The 18160-nt window shown below is 35.0% G+C and carries 13 protein-coding genes; 6 read left to right on the top strand and 7 right to left on the bottom strand.

Going from position 1 to position 18160, the window contains the following annotated elements:
- Positions 1 to 3 precede the first annotated feature (3 nt).
- The gene (locus J0M15_06705) at positions 4 to 1905 is read right to left on the bottom strand and encodes a hypothetical protein (protein MBN8536725.1); all 1902 of its coding nucleotides are present in this window, start codon (positions 1903 to 1905) and stop codon (positions 4 to 6) included.
- A gap of 89 nt (positions 1906 to 1994) precedes the next feature.
- On the opposite strand from J0M15_06705, the gene J0M15_06700 reads away from it, so the two are divergent.
- Both J0M15_06700 and J0M15_06695 read left to right on the top strand, forming a co-directional pair.
- Positions 1995 to 2453 carry an EVE domain-containing protein gene (locus J0M15_06700; GenBank protein MBN8536724.1) on the top strand — a complete coding sequence of 153 codons (459 nt, stop codon included), beginning with the start codon at positions 1995 to 1997 and terminating at the stop codon, positions 2451 to 2453.
- A complete protein-coding gene (locus J0M15_06695) occupies positions 2426 to 3511 on the top strand; it encodes a tRNA-dihydrouridine synthase family protein (protein MBN8536723.1) in 1086 nt (361 codons plus the stop codon). The genes J0M15_06700 and J0M15_06695 overlap by 28 nt, the downstream gene beginning before the upstream one ends.
- Here J0M15_06695 and J0M15_06690 read toward each other — a convergent pair.
- A complete protein-coding gene (locus tag J0M15_06690; GenBank protein MBN8536722.1) occupies positions 3501 to 4589 on the bottom strand; it encodes a tRNA-dihydrouridine synthase family protein in 1089 nt (362 codons plus the stop codon). The two genes, J0M15_06695 and J0M15_06690, sit on opposite strands and share 11 nt — an antisense overlap.
- A 7-nt stretch (positions 4590 to 4596) precedes the next feature.
- Positions 4597 to 6135 carry a peptide MFS transporter gene (locus J0M15_06685; GenBank protein MBN8536721.1) on the bottom strand — a complete coding sequence of 513 codons (1539 nt, stop codon included), beginning with the start codon at positions 6133 to 6135 and terminating at the stop codon, positions 4597 to 4599.
- Between the two features lie 148 nt (positions 6136 to 6283).
- On the opposite strand from J0M15_06685, the gene J0M15_06680 reads away from it, so the two are divergent.
- From J0M15_06680 to J0M15_06670, 3 genes are read left to right on the top strand one after another with little or no spacing between them, the layout of a single operon-like run.
- Entirely contained in the window at positions 6284 to 6814 is a 531-nt protein-coding gene (locus J0M15_06680; GenBank protein MBN8536720.1) for a hypothetical protein, read from the top strand.
- A gap of 21 nt (positions 6815 to 6835) precedes the next feature.
- The gene (locus J0M15_06675) at positions 6836 to 10789 is read left to right on the top strand and encodes a DUF3047 domain-containing protein (protein MBN8536719.1); all 3954 of its coding nucleotides are present in this window, start codon (positions 6836 to 6838) and stop codon (positions 10787 to 10789) included.
- Positions 10790 to 10814: 25 nt separating this feature from the next.
- A complete protein-coding gene (locus J0M15_06670) occupies positions 10815 to 11438 on the top strand; it encodes a hypothetical protein (protein ID MBN8536718.1) in 624 nt (207 codons plus the stop codon).
- On the opposite strand, the gene J0M15_06665 is transcribed toward J0M15_06670, so the two are convergent.
- A complete protein-coding gene (locus J0M15_06665; protein MBN8536717.1) occupies positions 11397 to 12218 on the bottom strand; it encodes an alpha/beta hydrolase in 822 nt (273 codons plus the stop codon). The two genes, J0M15_06670 and J0M15_06665, sit on opposite strands and share 42 nt — an antisense overlap.
- A gap of 84 nt (positions 12219 to 12302) precedes the next feature.
- Here J0M15_06665 and J0M15_06660 point away from each other — a divergent pair, with 84 nt between their 5' ends.
- Positions 12303 to 14915: an MASE1 domain-containing protein gene (locus tag J0M15_06660; protein ID MBN8536716.1), complete on the top strand. Its 2613-nt coding sequence runs from the start codon at positions 12303 to 12305 to the stop codon at positions 14913 to 14915.
- 59 nt (positions 14916 to 14974) lie between these two features.
- Here the strand turns inward: J0M15_06660 and J0M15_06655 are convergent, their stop codons facing one another.
- From J0M15_06655 to J0M15_06645, 3 genes are all read right to left on the bottom strand, one after another.
- Positions 14975 to 15766 (bottom strand): hypothetical protein, encoded by a 792-nt coding sequence (locus tag J0M15_06655; GenBank protein ID MBN8536715.1) that lies wholly within the window; start codon positions 15764 to 15766, stop codon positions 14975 to 14977.
- Between the two features lie 12 nt (positions 15767 to 15778).
- Positions 15779 to 17545: a J domain-containing protein gene (locus J0M15_06650; protein MBN8536714.1), complete on the bottom strand. Its 1767-nt coding sequence runs from the start codon at positions 17543 to 17545 to the stop codon at positions 15779 to 15781.
- Between the two features lie 90 nt (positions 17546 to 17635).
- On the bottom strand, positions 17636 to 17845 hold the full coding sequence (locus tag J0M15_06645; protein MBN8536713.1) for a hypothetical protein: 210 nt from the start codon (positions 17843 to 17845) through the stop codon (positions 17636 to 17638).
- Between the last annotated feature and the right edge of the window lie 315 nt (positions 17846 to 18160).

Raw genomic sequence — 18160 nt, 5'->3', positions numbered from 1 at the left:
TACCTATTCTCCTTTAGATTTGTTTTGAATATAATTTTCCCTTACCCAAAGCCTTATGTTTTTTAAAAATATATCTCGCATTCCAAAAAAAACAAAATGATGAAGGAATATCCCTTTTTGATCTTTTAGCTCTTCCGTGTAATTACAATTGGCTAAATAGTCTAATAGTTCTGTTTCATTCGGAGTCCATAAATAAAATTTTCGAAAACTTCCGACAGATAAAGGACGATGATATTTAAAAATAAGTCCCGCTTCCGAGATCTCATCTAATTGAACCTGTTGTGCCGTTTGAATTTCTTTAGTCTTCTGAACGAAATGACTGGGTCTCCATTGAGCTATTTCAAAAAATAAAATATATATCTTTTTAGCTAAATAAACCTTATCCAGCGGGAGGTAAAAAATATCCTTTACTTGTTCCGACCAATCCTTTTCTTCAACATCAGTAAATATACGTTTTGAAAGTAAAATTTTTGGTTCTTTTTCATAATATTTTTTCTCAGAACAATTGGTAAAGAATAGTTCTGAGCCAATAATTAAATCGATTTTCTTAGCTAACACAGTCATGGATTTTAAAAACGTCGACTTCTCCGCCGCTGATAACCTTCCTAATTTCAAAAACAAGGAAGGCAAACCACTTTTTGTTAGTTCTTTTTTTAATGTCAGCAACTTAAAAATGTATTTTTTATTATTATTTTGAATAACCAAGACAGGCTCATTATCCGGCACAATTTTAAGAGTTCTAAATATTTCAAACCATTTCTTCTTTGAATCAGCCTCAAGAAGTTGATGAAAATCCTTTGATTTTAGTGAATTGACCGTCTCGCCAAAAATTTTTTCGCCCTCGGGAATATCACCAAAATCAATGAAGTAATGTCCTGAAGGGTCAAGATTAATTGATATTTGAGACTCTGTTGGCAGATCTTTATCTACAATGAACTCTGATTTCTCTGGATTAAAATCAAACTCAAAGTCTTCCCATTTCTTATAACTAAAGATATCTACGCTTGGATAAAATCTTTTAATGGACGCCGACAAGTCATTATCTTCATAGGAATTAAAAAACAGAATATTTATTTTTAAGGACATTTCTGGTTTATTCATGAGTCCAACGGGATAATCAACGATAAAATCTTTTCTTGTTTTTTTAATCTGCTCGTTTTCCATTGCAAAATATTCCATCCAACATAAATATTTATTTGGATTTGCTGGATCCGCCTCACTTTTCACACATCGAGCTAAGGTACTTTTTAAATGTCCCACCTTGAACTCTTCACCATAGTATTTTCCAATCTCACCGACAACAAGAGGTCGATCGTTTGTGGATAAAAATCCAATATCTGAAAATCCTAGTACAGGAATATCTTTAATCATTTCAACTTGAGCTGACATTTTATTATTTTTTAAATTCTGGTTCTTCGGCTTTTTTCTTCCAATCACTGCATAACTTAAATGTTCTTCTAAAATTAATAAATCAAAAGGTTTAAATATAAGATTATTAATAAATCTAACTTCAATGTTTTTTAAATTTAAATCGATATTGTCAAAAGCTGTTATGACAAAAGACGTTTTTTCTTCTTCCGTACAAAGGTTTTTTCTAATAAACAATTCTAAAGTCTTACTAAATAGTGGAACAATTTGATTTCCCAGAATTTCATTTTTTCCGATGACCAAATTTACATTTTTTTCTTGATTTTGAGTTTCCGGAATTTGATCATTTTTCCATCTTTTACCCGCAAGATCGAGAACCTGAGGTCCATCTTTAATAAGCAGTCCAACCCATTTTGAAAACAACTCTAATTTATCAAAAAATCTGACTTTTAGATTTGGATTAATCTTTTTTAAGACACTAAATAGCGTTTCCTGAATTTTTTCGTCATCCTCGATAATAAGTACAAATTGATCCATGAAAAAATGGTACCATAAATGTCTGAAAAAGTATGACTTTTAACATTTAACTCGACTTTGGGTGGGGCTAATTATAAACCCATAATCCTATGAAATACTGGCTTATGAAAACCGAACCCGAAGTTTTTTCAATCGATGATCTTATGAAAAACAAAACCACACTTTGGGAGGGTGTGCGAAACTACCAAGCTAGAAATTTTATGATACGCGAAATGCACCTAGGCGATATCATTTTATTCTACCACTCCAACGCAAACCCATCAGGAATTGTAGGACTAGCTAAGGTTTCAAGTGGGGCTATTGCTGACCCGACTCAATTTGAAAAAAAATCTGAATATTTTGATATTAAAGCAACGCTCACAAAACCAATTTGGTTTTGTGTGGAAGTTAAATTTGTAAAAAAATATTCACATCCTTTAACTCTAGAAGAAATCAAAAAAGAAAAAAATTTACAAAGCATGTTAGTGATCAAAAAAGGACAAAGGCTCAGCATTCAACCTGTCACGGAAAAAGAATACTTGTGGATCTGCAATCATCTGGAAAAATAAATTTATTTTTAGCCCCCATGGAAGGAATTACCCACTCAGCATTTAGAGAAAAACTATGTCAGCTTGATGGAATCGACTACTGCGTGACCGAATTTATAAGGGTCACTACCCAGCTCCACTCTAAAAAGGTTTTTTATCGTTATTGTCCAGAGTTACTGAAATTATCATTAACTCAAAGCTCTATTAAAGAAAGTACCTCAAGGAGTGCGTGTCAGTTAAATGGTCCAAGGGTAAATAATAAAACTCCGATTATTATTCAATTACTTGGAAGCAATCCTGAGGCTCTTCTGGTTAACGCAGAACGCGCCATTGAATTAGGGGCGAAAGGAATCGACCTTAATTTTGGTTGTCCAGCAAAGACTGTAAATAGAAATCAGGGTGGAGCGTATTTGCTGCAATTCCCAGATCAAATTGGAAATATTACGAAACACTTAAGAACTCGCATTCCCAAAAACATTAAAGTTTCTGCTAAAATCAGATTAGGTTTTACTGATACCATACTATTGAAAGATGTTATTCAGGCCATTGATGAAGCTCAACTTAGCTGGCTTACGGTTCACTGCCGAACTAAAAAAAATGGCTATGCCCCACCAGCCCATTGGGAATACCTTCCACAAATACGTGAATGGACCAAAACTCCTCTCGTTGCCAATGGGGATATTTTTTCAATTAAAAATTTAATTGAATGTCATGCAAAAACTAATTGTCAAAATTTTATGATTGGTCGAGGAGTGATATACAATCCAATGCTTTTTTCTGAAATACATCATTTTCTAAAAGAAAGATCCCTTGGAACCCATTGTTCAGACAACGATCTGCTTCACTACAAAATTGAGCTTTCTCCGCAAAGACTCATTAAAATACTTACAAGTTACTTCGAACTATCTTCTCAAGAAGTTAATGAGTACTATGCAACGGCCAAGGTAAAAGGTTGGTTAAAATCCATATCCTCAAAAAATTCGCAATTTAAATTTTTTTTTGATAAGATGAAGACCTTGAAGCATCCACTTTTTAAAGAAGCCTTATACAAGGAGCTTTTTGAAAATTCTATTGTTTAAGCTCTGTTTTTGGATTCATGGATTGGGGCATTGAAAAAAAATGTGAGATTCTTTGCCTTAGTTCTTGGGTGTTTTTAGATTTTGAAACAAGACTTACAAGAGTATGTCCAAACTCGAGCCAAGGGCTAGTGATCCTAACATAAAAAGCTATTTTTCTCATTGCTAGATTTGCACTTACTAAATGAGAACCAACTGGATATGAATCAAAATATTTTTCTGCAAGATCTATCATTAATAATAAACATTTTCCATATTCAGCGCCTTCTTCCTCTTTGGTTTTTGGAGCCCTTTTTCGATCATTAATTAACTTATTTTGAGGGGCTTTCATTCCCAGGTACTCACCCACTTGCCACAACATCCAGGGTCTTGCGGCTAAAGCCCTTCCTGCCATGACCAAATCACAATGAGTTTCCTTTTTCATAGCTAAGACATCTTCACAAGTTTGCACGTCGCCATTCCCAATAATGGGAATACTTATTTTACTTTTTAAAAATCTAATTTGTTCCCAATCTGCATGTCCTCTTCTTTTTTGTGTGGCCGTTCTTGGGTGCAAGCAAATCCAGGAGGCTCCTGAATCAACCAACCCACTTACAAAAGAATAAAGATCTTCTAAGGAGTTTTCACTTTCAACAGCTCTTAACTTAACCGACACAGGTAAATCAGAACTTTGAACGGCCATTTTAACAACGGATTGAGCATATTTTTTATCACCCATCAGAGCCACTCCATAATTATGCTTTAGAGCTTTTTGAACAGGGCAACCCATATTGATATCAATTCCATGAGCCCCCCATATTTTAAGCTTTTGTATGCTTTCAAATATTGGTTTTTCTTCATTTCCCAAAATTTGGGGCACTAGATAATGTTCTTCAGGTAATTTTTGTGTTTCAGGCGTCGTCTCAAAATTTTCTTTTGGTAACTTTCTTGAATTCAACATTTCTGTCGGCCACAATGTCAGAGCTTCCTGTGGCAAATACATGTGCAAAATTTCTCGTAAGGCGACATGGCTGATCCCAACCATGGGTGCCAAGGTCAAAGGAAAGTTTATATTCTTCCAATCTACTTTCCTTTGACTCATTTCAAAATTAGACTTCTTTTCCTACAATATGTTTTAGTTTTGTATCGGCGATCAAAAAGAACACCCCAACTGATATACCCAGAATGGCGAAAACCAAGAAAAAGGAATTTTGGGACATTTTACTATAAAGCATTCCCAAAATTCCAGCTAAATAATTTCCCAAAAATGAGGAAGCTAACCACATTCCCATCATCATGGACATAAAACGTGCTGGTGCCAGTTTCGTCACAAAACTCAGACCTATGGGAGATAAATATAACTCACCTAGAGTCACGATAAAGGTTGCTAAGGCTAACCAAAATAAATTGATCATTGATTTTTCAACAGTGATAAAACTTGAAGCTAGAGGAATAGTCAAAAATGCAAATCCAATCAAAAAACAACCAATAGCCATTTTATTAACAGAACTTCGTCTCTTTCCTTTTGCGGCCCAAAAATTCCACCATACATCCAGCAAGGGAGCAAAAATAAAAATAAATAACGGGTTTAAAGATTGATAATTTTCTGGTTGCAACCCTAACTGAGCCCAATTCGCTTTTTCATCGGCCCAAATTTGCAAGGTATTACCCTGTTGTTCAAATATGGCCCAGACGAAAACTGTCCCCATACATAAGATAATAAGGGCAGCAACTTTTTTTCGATCTAACTCATCTGATATTTGCTTAATACTCCAAACAACCAAAGCAACAGCTCCAGCAATGAGTATCAATTTAAAAGTCATAGGTATCATTAATATTAAAATAAATACTGTCATAGCCCCTAAAAAACCACCGACAGTTTTAAAAATGATAGAATTTCTTTCTTTCACTGGCGCCAGAGTGGTTAAATTTTCAGCAGGTAATAAAGTGCGACCTATATGATAAACAAATAATCCAAATAACATTCCTATACCTGCTAGGGCAAAGCCAATATGCCAAGGCACTCCAGGATCGGTTATCCCTAACCAATCACAGATTGCCAGAGCTAAGTTTTTACTTAAAAAAGGCGAGAAAAAAGCACCTAAATTAATTCCCATATAAAAAATGGTGAAAGCCCCATCCCTACGGTTATCACCCTCTGGATACAAAGCCCCCACTTGAGTCGAAATATTTGGTTTAAAGGCTCCATTACCCAAAATAAGAAAGAACAAAGCAGGAATAAATAAATTTTCAAAAGCCATCAAAAAGTGTCCTAATGCCATAAGTGCGGCTCCGATATAAACACTTTTTCGCCTTCCCCAAACTCGATCTGCTAAAATTCCACCAAAGTAGGGAGATAAATAAACAAAACCTGTATAAAGACCATAGATTTGAGAGGCGAAAGGTTGAATCGCTAAGGGCCCAAATCCAGTTTCCAATATAAACTTTAAGGTATCAAAACCCAAGACCCTTGCCATTCGCTCTGGATCGGCCATTAGATATTTAATCATATACAGAGTTAACAGCGCCCGCATTCCATAGTAAGACATGCGCTCCCACATCTCTGCCATGAACAAGACAAAAAGCCCTGACGGATGCCCAAAAAATTCTTTCCCTTTTAGTTTTTTATTTATCCAATTCGTCGTCATCTATTTCCCCTCCTCTTTTAATCTCCACGAGGATTAACAAAGCCTCCAATGATGAGCAACTAATTAATTATAAATTCTAAATATTTATAATGAGTTAATTAACTAGGCCTTAACTTTGCACCGAAATTTGAATAATTAAGGAGTTTTTATGCCTATTGTATTAACTTTGTTGTTTTCCTTATTGTTGATTAGTTGTTGTCCTAAAGATGGCATTGATCGGTCATCAACGATAAATGATTACCTTTTGGCAGTTGACTACTTTAATGACAGCACACCTGTTAACACCCTTCTTATCCCTACTGAAGATATCAATCTTCAGCTCGTAGATTTTCAAGGAAATAAAGAATATCCATCAGAAATCACGCGTGATCCTAAAAATCAAGCGCGAGTCATCTTTAGTTTTGACCAAAAGTGGAATGATCGTCTTATTCATAGTATAAACTTAAAATTAAGTGGCTTTCTCATGTACGACATTGAGTTCGCTAAATTAGAAAAATCAATTTATCAAAAAGAACCAATTATGCTTGCATCAAGAGACTTTTCTTTAGGTTTTTTGTGCATGCTAAATCAAATTGGTGATTTTCTTTTACCTTCGGCAAATGCTATGTCCTGTAAAGCAAAAAGTGGCTCTAAATTAAGTTATCGTGAAGGCACTCTTGTCAATATCTACCTAGAGTAGATTTAGAAATTAGGAAAAGAAATGATGACTAAACTAATCTACGCAAAGTTTTTTCTCTTAGCCCAGCTTCTATTTTTACCTTTTGCTTTTTCGCTTGAAAACAAAGTTCAAACTATACTCATTGGAATTGATGGGTTATCTTACGCTAGTTTTTTAGAAGCCCAGAGACAAGGGTTTTTACAAGAATTTACCCAATTAGGTGCCCATGTTGCCCCCTTTCCATCAATGACTGATCTCTCTTGGTCACAAGTAACTCAAACTTCTGAACTCTTTGGTTCTGTAGGTAGAATTAAATCGGTTGAGGCTACCTATTTTGATGACTCGACTCAATCCATTCAAGGAGACCCTCGAGATTACTACCGAAGACTTTCCTTTCCAAAATATTATATGGGGGCCTTTGATTTTTTTTTCAATCCCTATGTTGAAGCTCTGATGTACTTTCCAACTACTGAAGTTCCAAAATTAGAAATAAAATCAGTTATTGATGATTTAATTTCTGCAAAACAGAAATCAATTCTGACAGGTTACATTGGCGCCATTGATTCCACCTCCCATACTCAGAAAAATAGACTCTATGAAGTCATTCGAATTTTAGATTCTGAGATAAAAAGACTCATCACTTCTTATAGAGAAAAAAATCAAGAAATCGAAGTCATTCTTGTATCAGATCATGGAAACTATGGTCGTTTTAATGAAGGAACTAAGGATGAAATTGAATTACTTCCGGTCAACTTAAAAAAATCAATTGAAGCAGCAGGTTTTCAGTTCGTCCAACAGCTGAAGAACGAAAAAGACGTTGGCGTTCCTTTAATGGCTTTAGGATCTTGGGGGCCTGTTTATTTAAAAGATAGAAGAAAAATGAAAGAACTTTTAGAACATTTAAGAACTGAAAAATGGTTTGATTTAGCAATTTCCATAAATAAGAATTCACAGACTGAAACTCATATCTCAGTTATATCGAATCAAGGTGAGGCTTATTTAAAATATGATAAAAAAAATGAAAAAATCTATTACTACAATTTAAAAGGAAATGTTCTGTTTATTCCAGAGTTCTACCATGCTAATTTAAATACTCAAAAATTCATTACCAAAAATGAGGCCTTGTCTATCACCGCAAACACTCCCTATCCAGATTCTTTGTGGCGAATTGTCGAATCAACTTCTTCAAATAATTTTGATTTTCCAGATTTTATCCTGTCTCTTAAGGATGGTTACTATCTTCAGTCTTCTCTTGGGGCCTTTACAAAAATGTATCGAACTCATGGATCCTTGTCTGCCAATTCAAGTTTTGGTATTTTGGCATCCAATCGTAGAAAAATTCCGGGTCAAATCAGATCCAAAGAGATACTCCATTTTCTTAATATTAATCCCAAAGATTTATTTGGTAAAACCTATCAGAAATCCCAACAAAAAGACTCCTCCTCACTTTCAGAACTAATGAAGAATTCTCCTGTCGGTATAGAAACTCAGGCAAAGGATTTTTCACAAAAAAGAATTTTTCAATATATTTCTCGATTCGTCACGGAGACTCGCCCTTACTTTGTCGTGAGCGAAATGAAGAATTTTATGAGTGCTTTTAAATTTGATCCATCGAAGTCACCTGAAAGCCAGTTTTTGAGTCCTCTGAATTTTAATATTTCAAAGTTTGATATTCAATCAATGATTTCACCTGAAGATATAGGAGAGCTAACCGATGCAATTCTTACTTCTGGATCTGCCGAAAAGCTGGCTAGCCATTCTAAAGTCCAACAAATAAAAAAGAAAGTAGGTCTGCTACAAAAAACTAAGGAAAGCAATTTGTCTACTCTTTCTGGAATGACGTTGCCTGCGAAACAAGCTGTCATGAAAATGTATCAAATTCCTTATCTACTGGAAAAGTCATTTGTTATTCAAGAAAAGCCCTTTGTACCAGATCCCCATGATTTTAAATTTGCCAAAGATTGGCTCTCTCTAAAAACATCGGCTATTAAGAATTCACAGATCCTCAATCAAACTTTTGGATCTTATCCAACAACGAACCTAGCCGCTAATCTTGCAACAAATCCACTAGGTAAAGAAACTTTGGTGCAAAAACTACTTCAAGAAACTATAAAAGAAGCAGAGCTTGAGGATAAAATATACCCCACTCCTCTAACTAAAATATATAATGAAAAGCTGAAAGATGTAACCATTGTGTACCTTTCAGGAATATATAATAGCATTTTTGATAAAGAAATTTTTAGTCTAGGATTAAATGCGCTCAACGATGAACTAGGGCTCCGCGTGATTCAGCCACCTATAGAAAGTCTTTGTGCTAGTGATTACAATTCGGAGATCTTAACTCAGTTTCTTAAAGACGATTCCAGCTCTCGACAACAAAAGGGTTTTGCTCCTCCAAAATATTTATTTCTTGGATACTCTAAAGGAGGTATTGATGCTCTCCATTTTATTCTTAAAAACACGAAGTTCACTTCTGAATCCATTTTAGGACTGGTGACCATTGCCTCTCCTCTTCATGGATCCAGTATCTTAGATTCTACAGATTTACCTTTTGCCTTAGTGACCGCGCTTTCCGGAAGTAAATCCCCAGAAATTTGTCAAAATGATAAAATAGCTTCTAAGTCAGTAACCCCTTCAGCTATGGCTGCCTTTTGGCGAAAAAATGAAAGAGCCCTGGTTGGACTCACAAGGTATTTTTCGATCACCTTTGAAAGTCTTCCGGAAGATTCCCATATCTTTATGAAAGCTACAAAATTATTGGCTCGTTTCGATGAAAATAATGATGGCGTTGTCACCACATCGTCTTCTAAGTTTCCTAATTCTTTACAAGCAACAGATCTTGGGACCCTAAACGCGGATCATCTTGCAGGTATTTTGTCATCCCATTTTAACCAAAAAGCATTTATGAAAGGGCTTCTACAAACATTAGCTGAATTAAAAATTGACGATCTTAAAAATAATTTTAAATGGAACGCCAAAACCATGATTCAATTGGCTAATGCTGAAAAATGGAAAAACAAAAGATATTTTAAATTAGGAGACGATAATAGCGTTACTAAAATAGATGTTCAAGGAGATAAATATATTCTAACCGCACCCTTTGCAAGCTTAAGGGACCTTAATCAGCTTTTATTACCATTGAATTCAGATCCAGCCGACGATTACCTTGTGAAAACAAATTTTCCTAAATCACAAATTAGCTACAACCCTTATAACTCCCTAGATATAACAAGCCTAGATAGCCTCTTTTCAAAATTCAGAATTTCTCCAGCTGACAAAAAAATATTTCCACATGGAATTCAAATTGAATTTAAAAATAGACATATGATTCATTTTCGGATGGAAAATCAATTCTATTTTGATTCAAGTTCTCCATCGGGACTCGATGACAATAAAGAATTTGGATTTTTTCCCACTGATTTTAATGGGGAAAAGAATTGGCTTGCGCTACGCAGTCATAAAAATTCTATAAAAATGATGACCCTTTCTTATCGTTTTTCACCACTAGAATTTCCAAATATTGATTTAAAAATGGCTGTAACAAAAGGAGTGAACGGGGCTGATCCAGTGAAAGGAAAAACGGGAAAAGATGATTCTGCATTTCAAATTTGGTTCATGATTCGTGATGGAAAAGCAAATAATGACTTAACAATTCTTGATGGAAAAAATGATAAGGTTTTCTTATTTGGATATTATTGGGGGGACCCCGTCCCCGGAGAAGAACGCAGGGAAGGTGATATTTTTGAAAATTGGTACTCCCATAAAAGTTATGGTTTCATTACCCTGCCAGAGTCTAAGCAATTGCTTCTCAATAACACAAGTATGTTAGGAAAGGTTCAGAATTTTAAAAGAAATTTTGTTGCAGACCTAAAGAAAGCTTTTCCGAATAAAAATGTAAATGAGTTTGAAATTTTAGCTATTATATTTCAACATGACAGTAATGATACTAAAGATTCTTCAGAGGCCTATTTTAAACATCTTAAATTCTTACCCTAGCAAGATATGGGAGCAAAATTAAATTATGATTTTTAAGTTGTTAATTACAATAATCTCACTCGTTTTTTGGTTTTTAAGTCAAAAGTTTATTTCTCGATTTCACTTAAATTCTAATAATGAAATAAAAGACAGCCTTCACCTTCTGACTTCTTCCATAAACTCCTATTTAAATCAAAGCCCAAACCTCGTTCGTTGGCTCCTTATATCCAGTAGTTTATTAATAGATTTATTAGGCTTGTTTATTATTTTTTATTCATTATTTGGACCAAGTTTTAAACCGCTAGTTTGTATGATTATTATTTTTTTATTGCGACAACTGAATCAAATAATCACCATCTTACCTGCCCCCGAAGGCATGATTTGGAAATATCCTGGTTTCCCATCACTTTTTGTTACCTATGGAGTGACTCAAGATCTTTTTTTCTCAGGGCACACCGCCCTGGCAACCCTTGGTGCTTATGAGTTATTTCATTTAGGTGGTGTTTGGGGGTGTATAGGGGTTTTAATTCTAATTTATGAAATCACCGTTGTATTGGTTCTGAGAGCCCACTGGACCATGGATATATTTACTGGTTTCATTGTTTCTTTATTTGTTTGTATTTTGACATCACCCTGGATGCCCCTCATTGATTCTTGGTTCCAAAATTAGACTAATTGATTTTTTATTTAATTGAGGTTCATCTACTTTCTGTGCCTTTAACCAAATTTGGATTTGTTCAATAACCCATTTTGGATCATCCAAAGTCAGGTCATGGCCCGCATTTGGATGGGTGATTAATGGAATATTTAAAGCCTGGGCTATTTTACCAGCGCATGAAGTGTGCACGATCTGGTCCCCCTTTGAATTGAGAATCAGAACTGGAAAATGAATCAATTTTTCCTCTAACTTTACTTGGGAGGCAAATATCAATTGTCTAAAAAAGTTAAAGGCTTTCGTTGGGTGTCTCTTTTCTATTTCTGCAAATTCTTTAGCAACTATTTTTTTCTCATCCCTTGAAAGTGTAGATGTTAAATCCAAAATTCTTTCTTCACGTTGAAAAGGATCTTTTATAAATGCTGCTAATATCGTTTTTAAAAAGGCCTTAGGTCGATATCGCTGGTAAAACTTTGACCTATTCACACTCGTATTAATCAAAATCAATCCTGCTACTTCATCAGGATGGGCCTGCGCCCACTCTAATCCGAGCATTCCGCCAAGAGAAAATCCTACAATAATTTTTTTTTCAGAATTAAGAACTTGATTTCTAATACCGCTAAGATTTCCATGAACTTTCAAAGGTGTATCCATAAAATGGTTTTTCCCATTTCCCAAGATATCTGGTGTATGAATGCAAGCTTCAGGAAACTGGCCTTCAAAATATTCCAAAAATTGAGACCAATGAGCCGATCCGCTCATCATTCCTCTGATAAAAACCCAGTTGAATCTCATTTGGAAAACCTAGCCTTTTATTCAAAAAATAACAAGACCTCATTTGGACTCTAGTCCCAGATTTTAGTACCGATGAAGTGAGCAATGAGACCACATTGGTTTAAGGTAAATTTATCCACTTTTTTTCAGAGTAGTAGATTATTCCTCATTTTAGGGAATCTTCTAGGAGCTTCCGTCTATCTTTGGATAGCTGATCAAAGTTTAAAACTTGCTTCAATCAATAGCCATGTCTCACCTGTTTGGCCTCCTACAGGTTTTGCCATTTCTTTGATTTTCTTCGCCGGCAGGAAATATTTACCCGCCGTCTTTCTGGGGGCCTGGCTTGCGAATTATCTGACACCCTCAACAACATTGGTCTCAACGGTTATTGCTATTGGAAATACTCTTGAAGCTTTTTTAGGAATCTGGATCATCGAAAAAATACGAGACTATAAATACAAATTAGATCACTTGCATGATCCCATCTCAATAACTCTAGCTTCACTCCTAGCCCCAATTATCAGCACCACTTTGGGTGTCTTGATACTCGTCTTGAATGATTCCATACCTCTCGAACTAATGCCCCATGCATGGTTCACCTGGTGGATGGGAGATGCCATAGGCGCGCTCCTCATTCTGCCTATTATTTTTTCGGTTAAGAGTCATTCACACCAAATTCTTTGGAGGCATTTTAAAAAAGCTCCTCAAAAAATTACACTGATTACGGGTGCCGCTTTGATCTATCTGACCCTGATATTCCTTTTACTTCATCAGCCAGGAAGGCTCAAATTCTTATTTTTAGTTTTTCCAATCCTTTTGATACTTTCTTCGCTCCGGAATCATTTTTTTATCTATGTAGGTAGCGCTTTAGTATCGATTCTAGCAATCGTTTTAACCGTCATTGGAAAAGGCCCCTTTACTCTGTCAACTGAAAATCAAAACCTCCTCAATCTTGAAATTTTCGTCGTCGCGATATCACTGTCTGCTATAGTCATTGCCAATATTTCTCGCCTCCCTTTTCAAAATAGAATTCGGAACCTGTTGCTGATTGGATGGGGATTCTGGGGGCTTGTCTTTTATAGCATTCAATTGAGCCACGAATCTATTGAGGCAAAAAAGTTTCAACAAATTACCAATGAAATTGAAATACGTATTTCTGAAAAAATGAATGACTATATTGAAATTATTAATACCGGCCGAAGTCTATACTACGCATCTGAATCTGTCGAAAAGAATGAATGGAAAACCTTTGTTGGTTACATAAATCTCAAACAAAGAGTTCCTGGAATACTTGGACTTGGAACTATTTTCAAAGAAAATAGTTCCTTTGATTTGTCCTATGTTTCTTCGATATCAAATGAGCCACAAATCATTCAAGTCAGTCCCAGTTCAAAACAAAATCTATTGGCCACAGCTAATGAAGCGCTTGTTTCTGGTGAATTTAAAGTTTCTAAAAGAATGGAATTTATCCAAGAAAATAAAAAGCAAATGGGTTACCTGATACTTTCACCCGTATATAAAACAGATAAGATATTCACTTCTAAAATTCAAAGAACCAATGCTTTTTCTCATTGGGTATTTGCCCCGTTCATTTTTGAAGATTTCTTAAAGAACATTTTTGAAAAATTTAAAACTGAATTTGTATTTCAAATATATGACACCCCTAAGGACAGCGAACGCCCAGATTTGTCCGAAAACAATTTGATTTTTAAAAGCTCTGCTTCGGTAATCCAAAACCCCAATGAGAGATATATTAAAGAACTCCTTTTCGGTGGTAATGTTTTTTTCATTCAATGGACCAAAAGCAAAGAATACGCAGGATCCCATGATTTTATATCCACGTGGATAGGTTTTATCGGCGCCATTTCGACATTATTCATTTTATTATTTTTAATTAATATTCAGTTAACCGGAGAAAAAGCATTTAAGCTCGCCAATAAACTTTATTCAGATTTCTTAAACTCTCAAGAAAAAGTGAGGAAACAAGAATCTAAAATTGTCGAATCTAGCAAAATGGCTTCCCTTGGAGAGATGGCCAGTAGTATTGCCCATGAAATAAATAATCCATTGTCGATAATCAACGGAAAAGCATATCAAATCGTCCGCCACTGCTCCGTTGAAAAACTTGAAGACCAACGAAACAAAATCGAACAAGATGCTAATAAAATCTTAAGTACTGTTGACCGCATCGTTACGATCATCAAAGGACTTCGACAAATCTCTCGTGATGCAAGCAACGATCCCATGAAAAGCCTCAATATGGATCTTCTTGTTGAAGAGACTTTATCCTTCTGTAAACATCGATTCTATAACTCCGATGTTCAGCTTAGGGTCCAAATCAACTTTCATCAAGATTTAATCTGTCGTGGGACAGAAATCTCCCAAGTCCTTTTAAACCTTCTAAATAATTCCTTTGATGCCGTCATCAATCTGCCAGAAAAATGGGTGGAAATAAAAGTCGATAGGGCTTCAAACTGGATAGAAATTTCTATTACAGATAGCGGGTCTGGCATCTCAAAAGAAATTCAAAATAAAATTTTTCAACCTTTCTTTACCACTAAAGAAGTTGGTAAAGGAACTGGTTTAGGCCTCAGCATCTCCAAAGGAATCATTGAATCTCACCAAGGACAGTTTTTTCTTGATGAAACAAGCCCCCACACTCGATTTGTCATCAGACTGCCGCTTCCAGAGCAAGCCCACTTAAAAATCGCTGGATAATACTAATTGCTTTTAAACCGATAATTAGCAATTGGTATGATTTCAGTTCGTTTTGATCTTTAATAAAAAAGTTTACACCTATTTATCTTTGATAAGAAAATGACACTTCCTGAATTTCCAAGAAGTGAATCTAATTTGTCTTCATAAAAACTTAGACTCTTTTTCTCTCGTTCTAAAGCAGCAAGAAAATCAGATTTCATTTTAACGGACAATTGTGGTCCCAATCTTTTCAACAATGTGGATATAAATTCTATTCCTGATCTAAATGCTGAAACTTCTGACTTTAACCACTCTTCATTTTGTTTGGTCTCGGAATATTTAATTTGCGACGATTCCAAGATTTCTCTCTTTTTTCTTAAATTTAGCACATTTCCATAAATTTCATGTCCCAGCAAGGTCACAAGTCTTGCAAAAGCATCAGGTCTTTCAACGCTTTTTCCATTTTTTATTTCTGTCATTGCCTCATCCCATAAAACCCTGACAATAATTGGACTGCCTGGGGAATCATGATAAAAAAGCGAGTACGCATCACCTTGTATTCCACGATTAAAATATAGAATTCTATTATCTCCAGAATTTCTTATTTCAACATTTTTTCTATTCGTGACTTCAATGATAAAATCATACGGTCCACCCGCTTTATTTTGAAGTTCTAATTTTTCAACCAGTGCTGCATTAAGCAATGCCAGTGCTGGTCCTAAAATATTTTCAATTCCCTGCAAATGGGGTTCAATCACTACACCAAATCGAAGCTGATGACTTACATTAAATGAACCTATAATGACATTTGCATTAAGAACTTGTATCGGCAGCAAGAGTATTAAAATAATTTTGACCAAATTTAGAATCATAACTTCAATTCCTTATCTCACATTTTCTTTTAATTTTTCTTCTATTATTTCCATCGCAACAGTTAAACTAGGTGAAATTCGTTCGGCACGCTCGGAAGGGTTTCTATCCGCATGAAACTTTAAAATTAATTTTCTATATCTCCTTTTTATTGTTCCAAAAGGCATATCTGGATCTGTTCCTAAAACATAATGAGCCCAGTCTATTTTTTCATTTGAACCTGTGCGTTTAGCCCATTCTTGAAATTCTAATGGAATTTCATTCTCATTTTCTGCATTCCATTTAAGGTCATTACTTCTAACCTGATGACTGTGAAACTTACTCTTTGTGTAAGAAAAATCACTTTCATTACCTGACCCTTCCCATCTATTTCCACCAAATCCATATTGACCTCTTTGTTCAAATTTAGATTTCGTACTGTTATTTTCTCTAGCCATCTCCCGGAAAAAATCATTCTCGTAATATGATTCAGCAGAACTGCTATTAATGTTTTCTACATACTTTCCAGTTTGCATCAGAAAAGCTTGAACTATGAAAAAATCTAATCCCTCATTCCCATAAGTTCTAAACGCATCGTGCCTTCCATAGGCGACATCAATATCTTGGTAGGAATTTGATTTCAAATCAATACTCAATTTTCCATTTTCATCTATAGTAAATTTCCCGGCAGCAAAAACTCGTTTTCCACCAGCTAGCCTAAGATTCTGTGCTTTCAAATTATTATCCCAGTGCCCATGAGGCGAAACCTTTAGCTGGCCATCTTCTGTAATTACAAAAATATACACCCAGGAGTGTGAGGCTGTTTTAAATTTTTCAAGAACAAATCTTGGATTTAGTTTTCCCATCAAATCGATGATATTAAATAGCGAGTGCTCTCTTTCTTCTTTGGTTGTTAAGTCCAATATTATTTTTTCTAATAGATCCCCAAATCTATTTAAATTCCATTCTTTCATGGCAATATGAGAGATATTGCTCATCATCGTTAGCGGGTCAATTCCATCACTTGCACCTATTCCTGGCACTCGATCTTTTTCCGTAAATCCAAATGTTTTTACCCGAAGCGCTTCCGCCAGATTTTTAGTTTGAATTTCCATTGGGCTTAAAGTGTCCTTAAAACTGTCATGAATTTTTATTCTTTCTGCATTATCTATGATTTCTACAGTTTCAATCTCTTCTTGTTTTAAATAGGCAATATGTTTTTCTTGAATCCCATTTTTATCTAGACTTCCTAGCCATTCAACAAGAATACTCACGCCTGTAAATGTTGAACTTCGTCTATTTGTAAGGGTTTCCGGACCTGCATTTTCAGGGTACCTATTCCATCTGTGAATATCTAATACTCTTGCATTAACCACTGAGTTTGATCCTTTTGGTTTGAATCTAAAGTACCTTTTCATACCTTCATTCGCTAATTCATATTTATAAAAATCACTAAAAAAAGTTCTTTTTGGATCTTTGACTTCTTGACGATTATGATAATCTAAAGCCCGTTGAAGTGTCTCGCTGTCATTCACTAAAGTTTTAATCATAAAGTCGATAACACCATCATCCAAGGGAAATTGAACATTTGATATTTCTTCACTGAAATATCTCTTCATTATTTTTCTTTTTTCATCTGGAGGTAATTTATTCATTTCTAAAATTGAACCAACAACTAATGAACCAGAACCACTCTTACCTTGAGAACGCAAAGCTGGTACTGATGAATTAGAAGTTTTGTTGGCAATTTGTGCCTTTTGGTAGGTATCAATATTTTCTGTTTTTTCCGTCCTCTTTGGCAATAATAAACTTATCTTAATATGATCTCCCAAATGGTCATTTAAGTAAAAATAATCCGTTAAATTATGACTTTCGATGACGTGAATGAGTGGCTATTGACTTTTTCCATCATGAATAATTTGTACTTCATTCGATCTCACCGAGCGTTTCTCAGGAATTATTGAGGAGCTTTTTGATTCTGATGGTATTAGTTCTGGTAAAAATTTAGGATGATAATGTTTCAAACAAAACTGAGAATTAGCATATGCTAAACTTGCCGACATGACCATCGCGGAAACGAGAAAATTTATTTTTTTAATCATATAAGCTTCATCCATATTGGTTTAAATGATAATGTTTCTTAATTTTACAGTTCAATAAATACGCCAAGAATGTTCCTTTCTTATCTCAAAATAAAACGAGCAAATTAAGTATCTTAAAAACACAAAATGAAGTGACGAGAAAATACTGACATTTATAAATAACCAATTGTCTAAAAATAGAACACTCACTCGCCTCTTTCTTCTTTTTGTGGGGATAGGGGTTTAATTGGATTCAGGGTCATACTTCCATTGCAGGGCAAAACGGCTGTTTAGGTAGCCAACTTTTTGCATTATTTTAAGCTTAAAATACTCCAT

The sequence above is a fragment of the Deltaproteobacteria bacterium genome (assembly GCA_017302835.1).
In the GTDB taxonomy this organism is placed as follows: domain Bacteria; phylum Bdellovibrionota; class Bdellovibrionia; order Bdellovibrionales; family Bdellovibrionaceae; genus UBA2316.
Note: the sequence above shows the minus strand (reverse complement) of the source record. Positions and strands in the feature narration are given on the sequence as shown.